We start from the raw sequence: 17893 nt of genomic DNA, 5'->3' as shown, positions 1-17893 counted from the left end.
CGACCCGAGGGAGAGCCCATGCCCCGTACAGCGCCCACCTCCACCGCCCGGCCGGCCTCCCTGGCACGGCCCGGCACCGGGCCGGCGTTCGACCGGGCGTCGGGCGCGCGGGTGTGGGACACCCAGGGACGCTGCCACGTGGACCTGTCGTCCTGCAGCGGAGCCGCGCCGCTCGGCGCCGGGTACCGGCCCGTGGTGGACGCGGTGGTCGCCGAGTTGCACCGTGGCGGCGGCATCCTGCCGGAGGCCACCTCGCCGCTGCGGCAGGAGGTGGCCGACCGGCTCGTCGAGATCTTCCCGGCGGCGCAGGCGGTCGAGTTCTTCCGGACCGGGTCGTGCGCCACGACCGCCGCCGTGCGCCTGGCCCGGGTGCACACCGGCGCCCGGACGGTGCTCACCGCCGGCTACCACGGGTGGCACGACTGGCAGGTCCAGTACCGGCCGGGCATGGGCCTGGCGGACCGTGACCCCGACACCGCCGACTTCGGCTACGACCTCACGCTGCTCGACCGGCTGGCGCGGCGGCGCGGCGACCTGGCCGCGGTGATCGTGACCCCCGAGGTGAACGCCTTCCCCGAGGAGTTCGTCCGCGAGGCTGAGCGCCTCACCCGCGCCCACGGCGGCCTGTTCATCCTCGACGAGGTCATGACCGGCTTCCGCTACGCCTGGGGCGGCTACCACGCCGCCGCCGGGGTGACCCCGGACCTGATCACGCTGAGCAAGGGCCTGGCCAACGGCGTGGCCCTGTCGGCCGTCGCCGGGAGCGCCGCGGTCATGGAGGCGGCACGCCGCACCCACCTCAGCAACACCTACCAGCGGGAGGTCACCCCGTTCGCGGCGGCCGCGGCCACCCTCGACGCGAGCGCCGGCGGGGCCGCGGTCGAGGCGATGCGGGCGGCGGGCGGGCGGCTCATGGCCGGGCTGGACGGCCTGTTCGCGCGGGCGTCCGCGGCGGCCTGGGCGCGGTCCTGGCCGACCATGTTCGACGTCGTCTTCGCCGACCCGGAGCAGGGGCGGCGCTTCTTCGCGCTGTTGCGGGAGAGCGGCTACCCGATGGAGTACGGACAGCGGTTCATGCCGTCGGCCGCGCTCACGGACGAGGACGTCGACGGTTTCCTGGAGGCGGCCGCCCGCGCCCTCCCCGCCGCGGCGGCGGGCGGCGGCCCGGGCGCAGGTCCCCGGGGCGACGGCACCGAGGCGGGCGTGCGGTACGCCGCCGACCATTTCGCCGCCACCCGCGACACCGTCGAGCGCTGGTGGGGCGCCGCCGCGTCCCCGGCATGATCGCGTAGACGTCCCCCGCCGCTCCCCCGGCCCGTTAGGGTTCTCGCTGTGGAACAGGAGCAGCAGAACGTACGCACCCTGTCGGCGACCGCCGGCCTGGACCCCAGGCGCGCCTACGAGGTGCTGTCCGCGCTGGGCGACGGCTCGTGGTGGACGCTCGCCGACCTGGTGCGGCGGACGGCCACGTCCAGGCGTTCGGTCGAGGCCGTCCTGCGCGAGCTGGGCGCGGAGCGCTCCGGCGACCGCTTCCGGGTGCGCCCCGAGGCGGTGCGCGACCTCCTGGCCGCCGGACACCGGCCGGTCGGCCCGGCCGGTCCCGTCGACCATGTGCTGCCCGGCCACGCCGAGACGGTGGAGCGGATGGCCAAGCTGATCGCGGGCGCCCCGCGCAGCAGGCACGCGCTCGACCACGTCTCCGCCACCCCCGAGACCGTCGTGCGGCGGGCGCTGCTGCTCGGTGCGCGGTTCTGGCCGTCCGGGGGGCGCGTGCTGTGCGTCGGCGACCACGATCTGACCTCGCTCGCCATCGCCTCCGTCTACCCCGGCGCCGAGGTCGCGGTGGCCGACATCGACGAGCGCATCCTCGCCTACATCGACGAGTGCGCGGCCGAGCTGGGCCTGTCCGTCCACACCCGCTGGTCCGACCTGCGCCTGGGCCTGCCGCCGTCGCTCCACGGCTACGCCGACGTGGCCGTGACCGACCCGCCCTACACCCCGGAGGGCATCGGCCTGTTCGTCGCCCGGTGCGTGGAGGGGCTCCAGGATCCCGAGCAGGGCCGGGTGCTGCTCGCGTACGGGGCCAGCGAGCGCACGCCGATGCTCGCCCTGAAGGTGCAGACCTCCCTGCACGACCTCAACATGGCCTACGAGGCCATGTATCCCGACTTCAACCGCTATTTCGGGGCGGAAGCCATCGGTTCGGCAGCCGACCTCTACGTCCTGCGCCCCACCACCAAGTCCAAGCCCGCCGTGGCCGCCCGGGTGGAGCGCTTCAGCGCCGCCATCTACACCCAGGGCCCGCAGTCGGTGGAGAGCCAGGCCGGCTCCGACGACGCGCGGCTGCGAGCCGAGGCCACCGACTTCGCCCCCGACCTGCTGGTGGGCGAGTGGCCGGCCGGCTTCCTGCCGCGCACCCCCCGGGTGCGCCTGGCCACCTGGCTCGCCAAGCCGTACGCCGCCTCGCCCGGGCGGGTGGCGATCGCCGTGCCGCCCGGCCTGGACGCGGCGCTGCCCCGCCTGCTGCTGGCGGCCCGCGCCGCCCATGTCCGCGCCTTCCCCGCCGAGCCGCCGACCGACGTGACGGGTCTCGCCGGGCTGCTGTCGCCCGTCTACGAGCTCGCCGTCCACGGTGCGGCGATCGACGCCGTACGCCGTCCGCCCGCCACGGACCCCGGACCGGCCCTGCTGCGCCGGCTCCTGGACCGGGCGCACGGCAAGCTGGTCAACACCTGGCGGGAGGCGCTGATCGCCGCCCACCCCGGGCTCACCAAGCGCCAGGCGCGCGACATCGTCCTGCGGGTTGCCCCCTGGGCGGACGGCGTCACCGCCCTCGAACTGCCGGCCCACCGCCTCACCGCGCTCACCGAGGCCGTCCCCGCCACCCTGCGCCTGGCGGCCTCGGAAGCCTGACCCGCCGCGACGGCGCATCGGTAGGCCAGTGCACGTCGGTGGCCCAGCGCAGGCGCTCGAGCATACGGATGACCGCGGCCGAGGCGTCGATCTGGCAGGGGCCGCGGCCGTGCCTGGCGCAGCCGGGTTGGCTGTGGTGGCCGTTGTGCCAGCTCTCTCCGAAGGACAGCAGGGCCAGCGGCCAGAGATCGGTGGACCGGTCGTGCCTACGGGTGGCGTGGGGCCTGTCGCCGATCATGTGGCACAGCGAGTTGACGCTCCAGGTGACGTGCTGGAGCAGGGCGACGCGGACCAGGCCGGCCCACAGGAACGCGGTCAGCCCGCCGTACAGGCTGCCGCTGAGCGCCCACCCCGCCGTGAACGGCAGGAGCAGCGAGGCGGCGCACAGGGCGGGGAAGGCGCGCGCGATGCGGACCATCGCCGGGTCGTTGAGCAGGTCGGGGGCGTAGCGGGACGCTTGGGTGGGCTGGTCGACGAACAGCCAGCCCAGGTGGGCGTGGACCAGGCCGCGCAGTTGCCCGCCGAGGTGGGTGCCGTAGCGGTAGGGCGAGTGCGGGTCGCCGGGCCGGTCGGTGAAGGCGTGGTGGCGGCGGTGGACGGCGACCCAGTCGACGACGTTGCCCTGGAAGCTCATCGATCCGGCGACGGCCAGGGCGGCGCGCAGCCACGGGCGGGCGGTGAAGGAGCGGTGGGTGAGCAGGCGGTGGAAGCCGACCGTCACCCCGAGTCCGGTCGCGACGTAGAACAGCGTCGCGAGCAGCAGGTCGGTGAGGGTGATCCCGGTCCCCCACGCCAGCCACACGCCTGCTGCCAGCGCGACGAACGGCGCGACCACGATCGTGGCCGTCAGGGCCGCCTGCCCGGCGGGGAAGGCCGGCGGCCGGGTCGCGGACGGGAACGGCGAACGTCCGTCGTAGGCCTGATCGGGCACCTGGGCGCGCATCCGGTCAGCCCACCACGGGCAGGCTGCGGTCCAGGCCGGTGATATGCAGGAGCCGGGACATGTTCGGGCGGGGCGCGGTCAGCGCGAGGAGAATGCCTTGCGCTTGGGCGCGCTGCTGGATGCCGACCAGGACGCGCAGGCCGCCGGCGTCGCAGAACGTCACCTCGGACAGGTCGACGATGAGCAGGCTCGTGCAGTGCTCCAGCGCGCTCAGCAGTTGCCCGTGCAGTTCCGGGCTGCTGAAGACGTCGATGTCGCCGGACAGGTGGACGGTGGTGGGACCCGATCGACCGGCCTCGCTGAGTGGGGAGGTGTCGATGACGGCCATGAGGTTCTCCGATCGGAGAAGCGTGGAAGAGAGACGTGCGGAAGAGACTGGATGAGGCGCCTGCCGGCCGGAGACCGGCCGGCCGTCGGGAGGGCGGCGTCAGGGCCGCTCGATCCAGCCGGCAGGCAGCGCATGGGCACACCGGCCCGGCCGGCTAGTCGCGGGGGCGAGCGCCCGCGCGATCAGCCCCGGGCCCGCCGTCGTTCTCCCATCTGGCCGAGTTGTCGGCTTCCGCCGGGCGGGCCGCAGGGGACGCCGGGAGGTGTGCGAGGGCGAGGATGTCGGCCGGGCGCAGACCGGTCGTGTCCTGGGCGGCGAGCGTGAAGGTGGCCTCGGCGGGACCGCTTGCGGTGCCCGGCTCGATGACCAGCAGGACGATCGGTTCGCCGGCCGCGGGGATCAAGGTGATCACGTGAGGGTCGGTGCTGCGGAACCAGCCCACCCTGATCTGGCGGCCCCGCGCGTGGATACGGCGCGGGATGTGGTCCCAGGCGTCGAGGTACACGCCGACTCGCAGCGTGGTCCAGCCGAGCCGCTGATCGACGGCGGCGATGAGGCCGGGCAGTTCGGCGGCGGCGTCACGGGAACGGGGCCACCACGCCCCGTCCACGGTGCCTCGCCGGTCCAGCACGCGACCGAGCCTGAGCCGGACCGGGGATTCGGCCACGGGAACCGCCTGGGCGATGACGCTCAGCGGCTTGATATGGGACAGGAGTGTCGCAGTCATGGCTGCCTGGCCTGACCGGGCCCGCGTAGGGTCCTTGAACGGTCTATCGCCGTGGGCGACGCCGACCTGAATGCCAACGCTCGAAGAGTCCTCGGTACTACTACTTTACCTCGCGATTTCCGGAAACGCGGCGCCGCGTTCCGAACCCTCCCGTTGGGCAGGCGCAGGAGCGTGGACACGAGTCCCGGCCGCAGCCCAGCGTGCCCGGCCCCCCTGAGCGTCCTCGGCCCGGTTCACGCTCCCGGCATGAACCGATCAGCGCGTGATCATCCGTGATCGGGACCGCTGAGGGATGGCGGGCCGGCCACGTCGGGGGAAGGGGCGTACTGGGCCACCCCCTCGCCGAGTGACCAGTCGATCGACTCGTTCTCGGTGAGGGTGACGAAGACGTTGCGCGGCTCGGTGCCCGCGTAGTCGTGGGCCAGTTCGGCGATCCGCCGGTACAGGGCCTGCTTCTGCGCGGGTGTGCGTCCGCGGCGCATCGTGATCGCGACGTAGACGATGCCGCTGTCACGGTGGACGCCGAGATAGTCGTCGTAGCGCAGCGTGCTGCGGGTGCCGTCGTGACCGGTCAGGACCTGGAAGCGGTCGTCGGGCGGGATGCCGATGGTCTCCACAAGGGCGTCGTGCACGGCACGGCCGAGCGCGTCGAGGCGATCGCTGTCGGCGCCCAACGCGTCGACGCGGACGAAGGGCATGTCGGCGCTCCCCACGCAGTCCACGGGCGCGCCCGACGGCCACCCCTCGGAGCCAGTGTACATACTAGTTGGTACAGGATCGGGTCAGCCCCAGGGCGTCGCGCACGTGGGTGGGCCAGCGCTCCTGGGTGGGGCCGTGGGCGTGGTGCAGGGCCAGCAGCAGGCGTTCGAGGCCGACTCCCAGGCAGGCGGTGTGCGCGGGCTCCCCGTCGGCCGTCCGGATGCCGAACGCGGCGCCGAAGTGCTCCTTGTGGTGGTTCACGGACACCACGGCCTGCCGGACCCCGTCGGCGACGTCGGCCGACAGCTCCCACTTGAGCCGGTCCGCCCGCTGGGCCGAGGCGAGCAGCCGGCCCGGCCGGCCCCAGAACGGGTCGTTCGCCGGTCGCCGCTCGGCGGGCAGTCCCAGGGCCTCCATCCAGTGTCCGAGCCGGTCGAGCCGGTCGTCCCGCCAGGCGAGGCAGTCCTCGGCCCCGCCCAGCCGGACCGTCTCGAACATGCGGAACGACCGCAGGCGTCCCCGCTCCGTCGTGGCCTCCTGGCGATGGCAGTCGGCCAGCACGCTGACCTCGGCGGGCGCGGCGAGGACGCGCCCCTCGAACAGGGGGTAGACGTGGTAGCAGGCCGCGGGCGTCAGCACCAGGTCGGTGGCCGCCCCGCCCCGGCTCACGGCGCCGAGCAGGTGGGGGAAGGAGGTGCTGTAGCCGGCCCGGTCCGCCACCGAGGCGTCGAGCACGGGCGGCGCCCGCAGGTGCAGCTCGGCCCCTCCGGCGCACAGCCGGCGCAGCGCGACGACGACGGCCGCCAGCACCTCCTCCTCAGCCGCCCCGGTGACGAGCACGCCGGGTGCGGAGGCGGCCGCCGGGTCCGGGGTCATGGGCCGCTCCGTGCCGTGCCGCAGACGACGACGGGGAACTCCGCGCCGCCCGCCTCCCCCCGGTCCAGTTCACCGGCCTCCTCGGCCGCCAGCCCGTAGAGGAACGCGGTGGCGGCGTGTAACCCGCCGTACCCGCGGCAGCGCACCGACTCGGGCCCGAACACCTCGGCGAGGAGGTCGCGCAGGCCCGCCGGGGTGAACCGCCACCGGTCGGCCATGAGGGTGTCGTCCACGGGGTCGGTCCTGCTGATGCCGGGCACCGTCACCAGCAACGTTCCGGCGGGGGCCAGGCTGCGCCGGACGTTCTCCAGCGCCGCGCGCGGGTCCCGTACGTACTGGAGGGTCTGGATCAGCAGGACGCAGCGGTAGCGCGCCGCCGGGAGCGAGCCCGGCTCGGACAGGTCGGCGACCAGCGTCGCGTCGGTGTTGCCCGGGTCGATGTCCACGACGTCGACCTCGGCGTCGTCGCCCGCGAACCGCCGCGCGTAGTCGTCGTCGCCGACCTCCAGCAGCGGCGGCCGGACCAGGTGGGCGCAGGCCGTGAGGAAGGCGTCGATGTGGCGCCGGTCCACGGGGGTCCCCCGGTCGTAGCCGAAGCAGTCGCTGAACGGCGCGGCCCTGCCCAGCACCCCCCACGAAGCCGGCTGGAGGTCGTCCATCCCGTGCTCTCCTCGCTCAAGATCCAGCAGGCGTGCGAGGAGCAGCATCGCATCCTCGGTCGGGATGCGCGACGGCTCACGGGCCGGCTGTCGGCGCGGCAGGTCGAACGGTCAGCGCAGCGGGTCGAACGCGCGCAGGGCGGCGGACTGCTTGCCGGTGGTGATCTGCTCGGCCAGCAGCCGTCCGGTGGCCGGGCCGTGGGCGAGGCCCCACATGCCGTGCCCGCCCGCCACGTAGATCCCGGGCGCCCTGGTCGCGCCGATCAGCGGGCTCCCGTCGGGGGTGACCGGCCGTGGGCCGACCCAGACGTCGGTGCGCTCCTCCCAGCGCACCCCGTCCAGCAGGGGCCGGGCGGAGCCGATGATCGCCTCCAGCCGGGCCGGGACGCGCGGGGCGTCGGGGTCGCGGAACTCCATGGTGCCCGCCACGCGCAGCGCCCCCTGGTACGGCGTGCAGGCCACGCGCACGTCCGGCAGGTAGATCGGGCCGGGAACGGGGCGGTCCACCGGCACGGTGAAGGAGTAGCCGCGGCCGGCCCGCACCGGCACGCGCACTCCCCACCGGGCGGCCAGCCGCGGCAGCCACGCGCCGGTGGCCAGCACCACCGCGTCGGCGGACAGCGGCGTGCCGTTGCGGGAGAGCACGATGACCTTCCGGTCGTCGGTGCGCACGTCGGCGACGTCCATCGCGTAGACGGTGGCGCCGCGGGCCATGACCGCCCGGCCCAGGGCGTGCACGAAGCCGCCCGGGTCGACATACCGCTGCCCGTCGATCCGCACCCCCGCCTGCAGCCGGTCGGAGGCGAGCGGGACGTATTCCGACACCTGCTCGCCGCGCAGGGTGACGTGGTCGACCCGCTGCCCGGCCCTGGCCAGCCGGCGCAGCTCGCGCAGCAGCCCCTCGGCCTGCTTGGGCGTGCGGAAGGCCGCGGTGATCGGCGCCCGGACGGTGGGCGCGTCCACGCCGTTGGCGGTGAGCACGTCGTACGCTTCGACGCTCTCGTCATTCAGGGGCAGGTTGTCCCGTACCGCGCGTGTCCACGACGACCACCGGCAGTTGGCGGCGAACCGGGCCAGGAAGGCCCACAGGCCGGGATCGACGGTGGCCGGGATGTGCAGCGGAGCGGCCGGGTTCAGCAGCGACCGCAGCCCGTAGCGCAGCACCGAGGGCTCGTTGAGCGGGATGGCCAGGCCCGGCGCGATCCACCCGGCGTTGCCCCAGGACGCGCCCGCCGCCACGCCGCCCCGGTCGATCACGTCGACCTGCACGCCGCGATCCTGCAGGAACCACGCGGTCGACAGGCCCACGATGCCCGCGCCCACCACGATCACCGATCGCGGCCAGTTGCCGATGCGCTCGGCGCCGACCATGACCAACCTCCATACGGGACGAATGCCGTTGTCGAGCTCAGCATGTCCCGGGGGCCGTCGCGCAGCGTTGTACGCGGGCGACAATCCTGCCGCCGATCTTGTGGGTCCGCTACAACGTTGCGGGCTCGCCTGTGGCGTTCGCCTCGGCCGCCCGCCATGACACCCGAGCAGGTCCGGCACGCACGCGCCCTACTCACCCAACCCGACGTGACCGTGTCCTCGATCGCCCGGCTCCTGGGCATCAGCCGCTCCACCACCTACAAGTACGTCCCCGAACTGAAGGCCGGCGGCCACTCCCTCCACATGGACCCGGCCGCCGAACTCGAAACCCTCAGCTGAACGACCGGGTCAACGGCTACTTCGCCCCTCGGCGTGTGTACGGATGACCACTGCTCAGGCGAAATCAGTCGGCGGGCTTGCCGAACCAGCGGGAGAGGTGGTCGTCCAGGTCCTGCTGATCGTCGCCGATCCAGGCGACGTGGCCGTCGGGGCGCAGCAGGACGCACGGAACATCCAGTACCGCAGTGGGATCCGCGAGGTAGTCGACCCGGTCTGACCAGCCGCCGACGGTCAGGCGTTCGGTGCGGTCCAGCAGCAGGCCGCGGCCGCGATGCAGCAGACCGTAGAGGTGGCCCTGTTTCACGTCGATGTCGCGCAGGCGGCGACCGAGCAGGTCGGGGCCTGCGCCGAAGTCGTAGCGGATGCCGATCGCGGTGATCTTCTCGATCAGATGGCGGTTCACCTCGTCGAAGTCCATGAGTTCGGTGAGCAGCCTGCGCACGGCCCGCGGGCCCGGTTCGGTGGACAGCAGTTCCATCTGGGCGCGGGTGTTGTCCAGCACGTCCTCGGCGACCGGATGACGTTCGGCCTGGTAGGTGTCCAGCAGTGTTTCCGGCGCCCAGCCGCGGATCTGTGCGGCCAGTTTCCAGCCGAGGTTGAATGCGTCCTGAACGCCCAGGTTGAGGCCCTGTCCGCCGATGGGTGGATGGATGTGCGCCGCATCGCCGGCCAGCAGCACCCGCCCGACCCGATATCGTTCGGCCAGCCGGGTGGCATCCCCGAAGCGGGACAACCAGCGCGGGGAGTGCACGCCGAAATCGGTTCCGGCGATGGTGCGCAGCCGTTGTTTGAAATCTTCGAGGGTGGGCGGCTCCGCGCGGTCGCTGACTCCCGCGGCGGGGACCACGACGCTGTAGACGCCTTCGCCGAAGGGCCGGAGCCAGAATGGCTGATGGGTCTCGTGGATCTCGGTCACCTTGGCGGTGATCTCCTCCTGCGGTACACCCACTTCCATCTCGCCCATCAGCGTCTCGGTCCGCGAGGGCTCGCCGGGGAAGCCGACGCCGAGCAGTTTGCGCACCGTACTGCGCCCGCCGTCACAGCCGATGAGATAGCGCGAACGCAGCTGTTCCCCGCCGGCCAGCTCGACGGTCACGCCCTCGTCGTCCTGCTCGAATCCGGCGACCGCACAACCGCGCCGGACCTGCGCGCCCAGTTCGATCGCATGCTCTTCGAGCAGATGCTCGATGACCGGTTGCGGGATGCCCAGCAGATAGGCGTGCGCGGAATCCAGGCCCTTGGGCGCGGGTTTGGGGATGGCGGCGAAGAAACCGCCGGCCGGACGCTGTCTTCCGTGTTCGAGAATGCGATCCAGCAGTCCGCGCATGGCCATCAGCTCGAGACTGCGAATATGCAGACCGACTATGCGGACGAACGACTTGGGCTCGGTTTCCTTCTCCAGAACGAGTACCCGCACGTCGTGCAGGCGCAGTTCGGCGGCCAGCATCGCGCCGGTCGGCCCGCACCCGGCGATGATCACGTCGAACACGAGGGGCGCGCGATCGGCGCCGGAGGCCGGCGACCGGAGCCCGGGGACGTCGCCCGCGGTGAAGTCGTGCTCGACCCCATCGTTCGACGGCGGCTCGGCGGGGAACTGCGGAGAGTGCATAGGTGTTGCCTTTCGGGAGTGCCTTGTCATCGAGGCGCTCCCGGCGACACCTACGTCAATCGCCCGACCGTGACGGGGAGGAGGAGCACCCACATCGATACAGCGTTCATGGGTCTCACCTCCTCAGGCGGTGTCACAGTCAACTGCAAGCTACAAGCCCGAGCAGCACACCGTCCAATGCTTTCCCAGCCACGTGACCACGACTCCGAACGGGCCCGTGCGGCTGCCGGGCGACTCCGTCCACCTGCTGGTCAACCCGCGGCGCGGCACGGTGCTCCAGGTCCTGGAGCACCGGCGGCACGCCTGAGGGCGGGCACGCGCAGCAGCATCCCGGACGGGGCGGGGCGGGTCATCCCGGCGACGAGGCGAACTCGCGGTAGCGGCCGGAGTGAAAGACCAGCGGTTCCCCTCCTGAGCGCTGGTAGTGCTCCACCCCGCCGACGAAGATGTGGTGGTCGCCGCCGTCGTGGACGGTCACCGTACGGCAGGTGAAGGTGGCCACGGTCCCGGCGAGGATGGGCAGCCCGGAGGGGGTCGCGAGCACGTCTATCCCGGCGAACTTGTCCCGCGCCGGCGTCGCGAACCGCCGCGACAGCTCGTCCTGGCCGGCGGCCAGGACGTTGACCGCGAAACGCCCCGCCCGCAGGAAGACCGGCGCGCTCGGAGCGCGGTCCGACAGGCACCACAGAACCAGCGGCGGATCGAGCGAGACCGAGCTGAAGGAGTTCACCGTCACTCCTGCCCGCTCCCCGCCCGGGGTCATGGTGGTGACCACGGCGACCCCGGTGGCGAACTGCCCGAGCGCCTCACGTAGCGATCTCATGCCGCGACCCGGTCGAGGTAGGCCCGCGCCTTGTCGGCGTCCAGGAACCACTCGGCGAAGTCGGTGGGGTCGTCGAAGCCGTTGACGAAGCGGGAGGCGATCTCCGGCACCTGACCGGCGGTGCCCAGGATCGCCAGGTGGTGCGGTTCGGCCGGGGTGAGCAGCGCGTTGGTCCAGCGGGTGACGTGCTGGGCCTGCGCCCAGAAGCGGTCGAAGGCCCGCCGCATCCAGGTCGCGTCGAACGGCTGCCCGCCGCGCTCCAGAATGGCCTGGAGATAGACGGCGGCGCACTTGGCGGCGTTGTTGCTGCCCTGCCCGGTGATCGGGTCGTTGAGCACCACCACATCGGCGACGCCCAGCACCGGTGCGCCTGACGGCAGGACGGCGACCGGGCGACGCACCGTGGGGCTGAAGCGCCCGGTCAGCACCCCGTTGGCGTCGGTCAGCTCGATGCCGGAGCAGCGCTCCGCCTCCCAGGGGAAGAAGGTCTCCAGGATTCGGCGGCTGCGCGCCAGGTGCTCGGCGGGGCCGTTCACCTCGCCCCAGCAGTCCATCGGCCCGCCCGGCACCCCCTCGAACACCATGATCTCGCACGGGCCGGTGTGTGTGAGAGCGGGGAAGACGAAGTACTCGCCGACCCCGGGCAGCAGGTTGAAGCAGACCGCCGGGTACTCGGGCCGGGGGGTGAGGCCGTTGACGTAGGTGACCGCCAGCGCCCGCTGCGGGGTGCTGAACATCGAGCGTGCCCCGTCCCGCTCGAACAGTGAGGCGATCTCCCCCTTCCCGGCGGCGACCAGGACCAGGTCGTACTGGGCTGCGTAGGTCTCCAGGTCCTCAGGAGTGGCGTCGTGGATGACGAGCTTGCCGCCGAGCCGTTCGACCTCGTCCAGCCAGGCCGGCACCTTCATCCGCTGGTCGACCGAGACGGCGGGAGTCGTCAGCCGGGCCGCCCAGCCGAGCGCCTTGCCGCCGGCGGGGCTCGGGACGGACAGTTCGATGCCCTCGATGGGTGGGCAGACGTCCGCCCACCGGTCCAGGCCGAGGGCGCGCTCGTGCGCCTGGGCGGTGCCGAACATGCACTGGCCTGACATCACCCGGCCGTCGCGAATCGATTCCGGGGTGCGGTTGGAGACCACGGTGACGTCGTAGCCGTTCTGCAGCAGGCCGATGGCCAGGTGCAGACCGGCCTGACCGGCGCCGACGACGAGGATTCTGCGCATGGTGTTCCTTCCGTCATGAGTGAGGTTTCAACAAAAAAATTACGGCCGACGCGGCCAGGTGATCCATCCGCTGAGCGCGGATCCCGTCCATCTGGCGCGGGATCCGCCTCAGCCCCGCCGCAGGGTCTCCGACGGGTGCCGGCCGTACTTCTGGCGATACAGCGCGGCGAAGCGGCCCTGGTGAAGAAAGCCCCAGCGAGCGGCCACGCTTGTGACGGTGCAGCGGGCCGGGTCCCCGGCGGCGAGCTCCTCATGCGCCTTGGCCAGCCGAACGTCCCTGAGCTTGGCCATCGGCGTGCGACCCACGTGGGCGCGGAACCCCTCCTGGAGCGAGCGGCCGCTGACCGCCACGGCCCGCGCGATGTCATCGGTGGTGATCGGGAGGTGCGCGTGCTGGTCGATGAACTCCAGCGCGCGGCACACCACCTTGGGAAGCGCGGGCGTCCGGGGCGCGGCCAGCCGTTCCCGGTAGTTGGAGGGCTGCATCGTGAGCAGGGAGGCGAGCAGCCCATTCTCCAGATGGGCGATGGCCAGCGGCTGCGCGGCCAGCCCGTCGTCGTACTCGGCCTCGCGGACGATCAGGTCGGCCATCCCCCGCCAGGCGCGCGCCCATCCCGCTGTCAGATCCACGCCCAGGTCGAAGACGACCGGCCGGTTGAGCGGTTCGCCCAGCAGCTGCTCCAGCGAGTGTTCGACCGCCGTGCGCTCGAACTTGACGATCAGTTGGGGGTTGCCCGCCGCCCACCGCATGTCGAGATGCCGCGTCGGAGAGGGCAGAGCGGCCGTCGCCGGGGTCGAGACGATCTCCTGGTTCCCGCACCGGACCAGGCTGCGCCCGGCCAGCGGGATCATCACCAGGAAGAAGGTATCCAGGTCACCCGGCTCGATGCGGACGTCGGCCCCGTAGTCGAGGTAACTGATCCGGACCGAGCCGAGCCGGACGGAGTTGAACCGGGCCGACAGCAAGGACGCCTCGCCGGTCAGGTCCAGCCGGTGCGGGCAGAAGACCCGGGCCACCTCGTCACGGACCTCGTCGAGGTCACTGCTGGCGAAGACGGGCCTGTTTCCGAGCAGCACTTCCATCCGACTCCCCCCACTCCGACGACCTGTCACCGGGATCATCGTGGGCGGCTGCTCGGCGATCCACGTAAAAGGACGCCCTCCGCGGGTCAGCCCGCGGTGGCTGACCCCGCGCCCGACATCCAGTCCTGGCGTTGCCGGGCGAACAGGTCATCGCCGGGTTCGGACCCCCCTTACGGGTGATCAGGTCGTCGATGCGGGGCTCACCGCGTCACTCCGCCTTCCTGCCCTGCGACGGTCCCGGGTTCTCCGGACGGACCGCCGAGTTGGAGCGGCTCGGCTCGTCGTCTCCGGCGGCGGCCAGCGTGATGATCATGGCGAGGCGCTTGCGGGCGTCGTCCAGGTCCAGTGGGGTGACCTCGCTCATCCTGCGCATCCGGTTGCGGACGGTGTTGGGGTGGACGCCCAGCCGTTCGGCGGCCACGGTGAGATCGCCCTGCGCCTCCAGCCACGCCCGCAGCGTCGCCACGTAGTGGGTGGCGTGGGCGGCGTCGTACCGGCGCAGCGCGCTCACCGGCCCGCGCGCGGGGGTCCGGCCCGTCCGTGCCGCGGCCCGCAGCCGCTGCAGCAGGATGTCGTCCCAGGATTCGTCGTAGGTGGGCGGTGCGGCGGGCGGGGCGCCCGTCTCGTGCAGCGCCAGGCACTCGTCCGCCTCCTGCCGGCTGGCCGGCAGCTCCGCCGCGTGGGCCGCCGCGCCGATCCCGGCCGCGATCCGCACCTGCGACGGCAACGCGGCCTGCAACGCGGCCACCCACTCGCGCGCCGCGGCGGCCGGCTCGCCCGGCAGGACCGTGTAGAGGGTGTTGCCCAGCAGGGTGCTGCGACCCGGCCGGGACCAGCCGAACCCGGTGGTGGCCTGCTCGACGGCCAGCAGCAGCGCGGCGTGCAGCTCGGCGCCGATGTGCGCGCGGACCGCGATGACCCGCATCGCCTTGTGGGGCAGCCCGAGCTGGCTCACCACCGTCGCGGCGTCGGCGCTGCCCTCCAGCAGCCGGATCACCAGGTCGGACTCCACCTGTCGTTCCAGGTCCGCGCTCGCCCGGGAGCGCAGCAGATGCAGCGCCACCGTGCGCGCGCCGTCCGCCAGGGCGCGGTGGCGCGCCCCGGTCAGCGGGGTGCCACAGGTCACCCACACCGACCCGAGCAGTTCGCGGCCCGCCCGCACCGCCACGGCCATCCGCCCGCTGAGGCCGTGGCGCGGGTCCGGTTCGACGAACACCGGCTCGTCCGTCGCGGCCAGCCGGGCGAACACCCCCCGGGCCTGGAACACCTCGCGCAGCCGGTCCGGAACCTGCCGCGCGAGGATGGTCTCCAGCCGCGCCGGATCGCCGGCCTGCTGGGAACGCGAGTACGCCAGCACCCGCGAGAGCCGGTCCTCGATGGTCACCGCACCGGCGACCACGTCCGCCAGGGTGTCGGCCAGCGCGAACAGATCGGTCGGGCCGCGCCCCGACTCGGTCTCCCGCCCCTCCAGCACCAGCCCGTAGACCACCCCGGCGAGCTGGCTCCACGAGACCTCGGGGTCGACCAGCAGCACGGCCACGCCGTGGCTCGCACCGGCGACGGACGCCTCCCGCTCGGCCTCGGCCCCGGCACGCACCAGGACCGCCGTGGCCCGGGCCGAGACCGCCCACCGCACCGCCTCGGTCACCGAGGCGGCTCCCACGGCCAGGAGCACGTCGCCGCAGACCCGGCTGTCGGCGGCGTCCGGCATCGCCACGCTGCGCAGCTGCGCCGAACGCGTGTCGGTCCGGCTGCACAGCCGCACCCCGTACCCGCCCAGCACGTTGACCAAGCGGTCCAACCTGACCACCGACGACCACCTCCGCTGAGAGCTAGCCGACCATAGCGCGCTCGCCGCCGCTCGACCGGGCCCACACCGCCGGAACAGAAGCGCACTAAAGCGGATAAAGAAGGCGACCTCCTGTCACCTGTCGGCCATCTTTGCCTTCCTCATACGCGGGGGTGATGGAGGGCTGGCACAGCGCTGCCTAGATTCCGAATCCCCGTAGGAATCACGTCAGGTGGCCACCGTTGAAGCACAACCGTTCGAGCCTCGCGCACCAAGCCCGCTACGCGCTGCGCAACCCCCAGAAGATCGGGCCACACCTGCGCAGGCTGGCCCGCGACACCTGGCTGCGGCTGAGCACCCGCGACCATGTCTCGTACTACCGGGCCGTCATGAAGTCCGACACCGCCCGCAGCCCGGAGGGCGCGGTCGGCTCCCACACCCACGAGCGCTGGCTGGCACTCGGGCGGATGCAGTTCGACTACCTGCGCGAGCACGGGCTGAAGCCGGAGTTCAGGATGCTGGAGATCGGCTGCGGCAACCTGCGCGCCGGGCGCCTGTTCATCGACTATCTGGACACGGGCAACTTCTACGGCCTCGACATCTCGCCGGACATCCTCGTCGCCGCGCAGGAGACGCTCGTCCAGCACGGCCTGCGCGACAAGCTGCCGCATCTGACGCCGGTGCGCGACCTGCGGTTCGCGTTCCTGCCGGACGAGCATTTCGACGTGGTGCACGCCCACAGCGTCTTCTCGCACTCGCCGCTGTCCGTCATCGAGGAGTGCTTCGCCCACGTCGGCCGGGTCATGCGGCCGGACGGGTGGTTCGACTTCACTTTCGACCGCACCGAGGGCAAGGAGCACCACGTGCTGCGGGAGGACTTCTACTACCGCACCGAGACGCTCGTGGCGCTGGCGGACCGGTACGGCCTCGACGCGAGGTTCATGGACGACTGGGAGAAGCTCCCGCACAAGCAGTCGAAGATCCGCGTCACCAGGAGAGGCTGAGCCCCCCCACATGGTACCGATCGGTTCGATGTCCTGTTAGGGTCTGTTGAACCGACCTGTTCCCTCTTGGAGGCTGACAATGGCGACCTATGTCCTCGTTCCTGGCATGTGGTTCGGCGGGTGGTGCTTCGCGGAGCTCACCGAGGCGCTGCGCGACCAGGGGCACCGGGTGTTCCCTCTGACACTGACCGGGCTGAGCGAACGCGCCCACCTGCTGAACGGCGGCGTGAACCTCGACACCCACGTCCAGGACGTGACCGGGGTGCTGGCCGCCGAGGACATCCGCGACGCGGTGCTGGTCGGCCACAGCTACGGCGGCATGGTGATCACGGGAGTCGCCGACCGGATGCCCGAACGGGCCGGCTCGCTGGTGTACCTGGACGCCGTGGTGCCGGAGGACGGCGACTCCTGCTGGAACCTCGTCACCGACGCGCAACGGCGGTGGTACCTGGACGTGGTCGACAGCGGCTACGCGGCGCGCCCCCTGCCCTTCTTCGACCCGCGCGCCACGCCTCACCCGATCGCCTCGCTGCTCCAGCCGCTCCGGCTGACGGGCGGCCTGTCGCAGGTCCGGCGCAGGGTCTACGTGTACGCAGCGGGATGGGACGGCGAGTCGCCGTTCACCGAGGTGTACCACCGGCTGCGCGAGGACCCCACCTGGACGGCCCACGCGCTGGACGGCGGCCACAACCTCATGCGCGACGCGCCGCAGGCCCTGCTGAAGATCCTGCTGGACGCCGCCGGGCCGGACCGGCCCTAGCGCCGGTCCTCAGGCGCCGATCTTAGGTGGCGGGCAGGGCGGTGGCCAGCAGGACGACGCCGAGCGAGCCGACGAGCGAGGCCACGGCCAGCGCCCGCGCGGTGCCCGCCCGGCCGGTGCCGCTGGCCCATCCGTGCAGGCCGGCCGCCAGCATCACCGCGCAGAACAGCAGCAGCTTGGCGGCCAGGACGCGCCCGTAGCCGGGCTCCAGCAGCGAGGCCCAGGTGACGCCCTTGCGCACGGCGATCGCCACGCCGGTGCCGAGCTGCACCGGCAGGAACACGGCCGCGGTGAACAGCCCGAACCTCCGCCCCACCGCGCGCAGCACCGTGGCCCGGCGTTCACCGTCGAGCAGCCGCCGGGCCAGCGGCAGCACGATGAGCGAGACCGTGAGCTGCCCGCCGACCCACAGGGCGGCGCCGAGGACGTGCAGGAAGCGGACGACCGACCACCACGTCACGGCGCCGTCACCTCGAAGATCCCGTGCGCGTCCGCCTGGGCGCGCGTCATGGCGTGGTCGACGAACGGGTAGTGCCCGGGCTCGGGGAAGACCCACTCGGTGCAGCCGCCCTGCGCGGGTGCCAGGTCGAGCACCTGGGCCCCGCCCGGCTGGTCCTCGCGCAACAGGTACAGGTTGACCTCGGCATGGGCCGCGTGCAGCCGCTCGTGCGCCACACCGCGCCCGCCCTGCCCGGTGTACGGTGGCATGCCGGCTTCCTCCCTCTGCGAGCCGGGAGCAGGCGACCCCGG

19 protein-coding genes are annotated in these 17893 nt (G+C 72.7%); 5 read left to right on the top strand and 14 right to left on the bottom strand.

The features are described 5' to 3' along the window. The first annotated feature begins 18 nt into the window (after positions 1-18). Both FHU36_RS19195 and FHU36_RS19190 read left to right on the top strand, forming a co-directional pair. Positions 19-1284 (top strand): aminotransferase class III-fold pyridoxal phosphate-dependent enzyme, encoded by a 1266-nt coding sequence (locus FHU36_RS19195; RefSeq protein WP_185085340.1) that lies wholly within the window; start codon positions 19-21, stop codon positions 1282-1284. Between the two features lie 48 nt (positions 1285-1332). Then, positions 1333-2913 (top strand): bis-aminopropyl spermidine synthase family protein, encoded by a 1581-nt coding sequence (locus FHU36_RS19190; protein WP_312891689.1) that lies wholly within the window; start codon positions 1333-1335, stop codon positions 2911-2913. On the opposite strand, the gene FHU36_RS19185 is transcribed toward FHU36_RS19190, so the two are convergent. From FHU36_RS19185 to FHU36_RS19155, 7 genes are all read right to left on the bottom strand, one after another. Then, entirely contained in the window at positions 2864-3856 is a 993-nt protein-coding gene (locus tag FHU36_RS19185) for an acyl-CoA desaturase (protein WP_185085339.1), read from the bottom strand. The two genes, FHU36_RS19190 and FHU36_RS19185, sit on opposite strands and share 50 nt — an antisense overlap. 4 nt (positions 3857-3860) lie before the next feature. Then, positions 3861-4184, bottom strand: coding sequence for an STAS domain-containing protein (locus FHU36_RS19180; protein WP_185085338.1), 324 nt, complete (start codon positions 4182-4184; stop codon positions 3861-3863). Positions 4185-4338: 154 nt separating this feature from the next. Then, entirely contained in the window at positions 4339-4911 is a 573-nt protein-coding gene (locus FHU36_RS19175; protein WP_185085337.1) for a DUF5994 family protein, read from the bottom strand. A 266-nt stretch (positions 4912-5177) separates the two neighbouring features. Continuing rightward, positions 5178-5609, bottom strand: a complete 432-nt coding sequence (locus FHU36_RS19170; RefSeq protein ID WP_185085336.1) for a tautomerase family protein — start codon at positions 5607-5609, stop codon at positions 5178-5180. 64 nt (positions 5610-5673) lie between these two features. Beyond that, positions 5674-6486 carry a class-II aminoacyl-tRNA synthetase family protein gene (locus FHU36_RS19165; RefSeq protein WP_185085335.1) on the bottom strand — a complete coding sequence of 271 codons (813 nt, stop codon included), beginning with the start codon at positions 6484-6486 and terminating at the stop codon, positions 5674-5676. Beyond that, positions 6483-7145, bottom strand: coding sequence for a class I SAM-dependent methyltransferase (locus FHU36_RS19160; protein ID WP_185085334.1), 663 nt, complete (start codon positions 7143-7145; stop codon positions 6483-6485). The genes FHU36_RS19165 and FHU36_RS19160 overlap by 4 nt, the downstream gene beginning before the upstream one ends. A 111-nt stretch (positions 7146-7256) precedes the next feature. Next, positions 7257-8516, bottom strand: a complete 1260-nt coding sequence (locus FHU36_RS19155; protein WP_185085333.1) for an NAD(P)/FAD-dependent oxidoreductase — start codon at positions 8514-8516, stop codon at positions 7257-7259. Between the two features lie 156 nt (positions 8517-8672). Between FHU36_RS19155 and FHU36_RS19150 the strand changes: the two genes are divergently transcribed. Continuing rightward, positions 8673-8855 carry a helix-turn-helix domain-containing protein gene (locus FHU36_RS19150; protein ID WP_185085332.1) on the top strand — a complete coding sequence of 61 codons (183 nt, stop codon included), beginning with the start codon at positions 8673-8675 and terminating at the stop codon, positions 8853-8855. A gap of 64 nt (positions 8856-8919) precedes the next feature. On the opposite strand, the gene rox is transcribed toward FHU36_RS19150, so the two are convergent. The 5 genes from rox to FHU36_RS19125 form a co-directional block, all read right to left on the bottom strand. Beyond that, positions 8920-10344: a rifampin monooxygenase gene (gene rox, locus FHU36_RS19145; protein ID WP_312891954.1), complete on the bottom strand. Its 1425-nt coding sequence runs from the start codon at positions 10342-10344 to the stop codon at positions 8920-8922. 469 nt (positions 10345-10813) lie between these two features. Further along, positions 10814-11287, bottom strand: a complete 474-nt coding sequence (locus tag FHU36_RS19140; RefSeq protein ID WP_185085330.1) for a flavin reductase family protein — start codon at positions 11285-11287, stop codon at positions 10814-10816. Continuing rightward, complete coding sequence (locus FHU36_RS19135) at positions 11284-12507, bottom strand: styrene monooxygenase/indole monooxygenase family protein (protein ID WP_185085329.1); 1224 nt, start codon at positions 12505-12507, stop codon at positions 11284-11286. Before FHU36_RS19135 ends, FHU36_RS19140 begins: the two co-directional genes overlap by 4 nt. Before the next feature lie 108 nt (positions 12508-12615). Next, positions 12616-13590, bottom strand: a complete 975-nt coding sequence (locus tag FHU36_RS19130) for an AraC family transcriptional regulator (protein ID WP_246502497.1) — start codon at positions 13588-13590, stop codon at positions 12616-12618. Between the two features lie 208 nt (positions 13591-13798). Beyond that, a complete protein-coding gene (locus FHU36_RS19125; RefSeq protein ID WP_185085327.1) occupies positions 13799-15400 on the bottom strand; it encodes a PucR family transcriptional regulator in 1602 nt (533 codons plus the stop codon). Positions 15401-15621: 221 nt separating this feature from the next. On the opposite strand from FHU36_RS19125, the gene FHU36_RS19120 reads away from it, so the two are divergent. Next, the gene (locus FHU36_RS19120; protein WP_185085326.1) at positions 15622-16383 is read left to right on the top strand and encodes a class I SAM-dependent methyltransferase; all 762 of its coding nucleotides are present in this window, start codon (positions 15622-15624) and stop codon (positions 16381-16383) included. 79 nt (positions 16384-16462) lie between these two features. Further along, a complete protein-coding gene (locus FHU36_RS19115) occupies positions 16463-17143 on the top strand; it encodes an alpha/beta fold hydrolase (RefSeq protein WP_185085325.1) in 681 nt (226 codons plus the stop codon). Positions 17144-17165: 22 nt separating this feature from the next. On the opposite strand, the gene FHU36_RS19110 is transcribed toward FHU36_RS19115, so the two are convergent. Both FHU36_RS19110 and FHU36_RS43585 read right to left on the bottom strand, forming a co-directional pair. Further along, positions 17166-17603, bottom strand: coding sequence for a hypothetical protein (locus FHU36_RS19110; protein WP_185085324.1), 438 nt, complete (start codon positions 17601-17603; stop codon positions 17166-17168). Then, a complete protein-coding gene (locus FHU36_RS43585) occupies positions 17600-17851 on the bottom strand; it encodes a cupredoxin domain-containing protein (protein WP_221497040.1) in 252 nt (83 codons plus the stop codon). The genes FHU36_RS19110 and FHU36_RS43585 overlap by 4 nt, the downstream gene beginning before the upstream one ends. Positions 17852-17893 lie beyond the last annotated feature (42 nt).

This window comes from Nonomuraea muscovyensis (assembly GCF_014207745.1).
In the GTDB taxonomy this organism is placed as follows: domain Bacteria; phylum Actinomycetota; class Actinomycetes; order Streptosporangiales; family Streptosporangiaceae; genus Nonomuraea; species Nonomuraea muscovyensis.
Note: the sequence above shows the minus strand (reverse complement) of the source record. Positions and strands in the feature narration are given on the sequence as shown.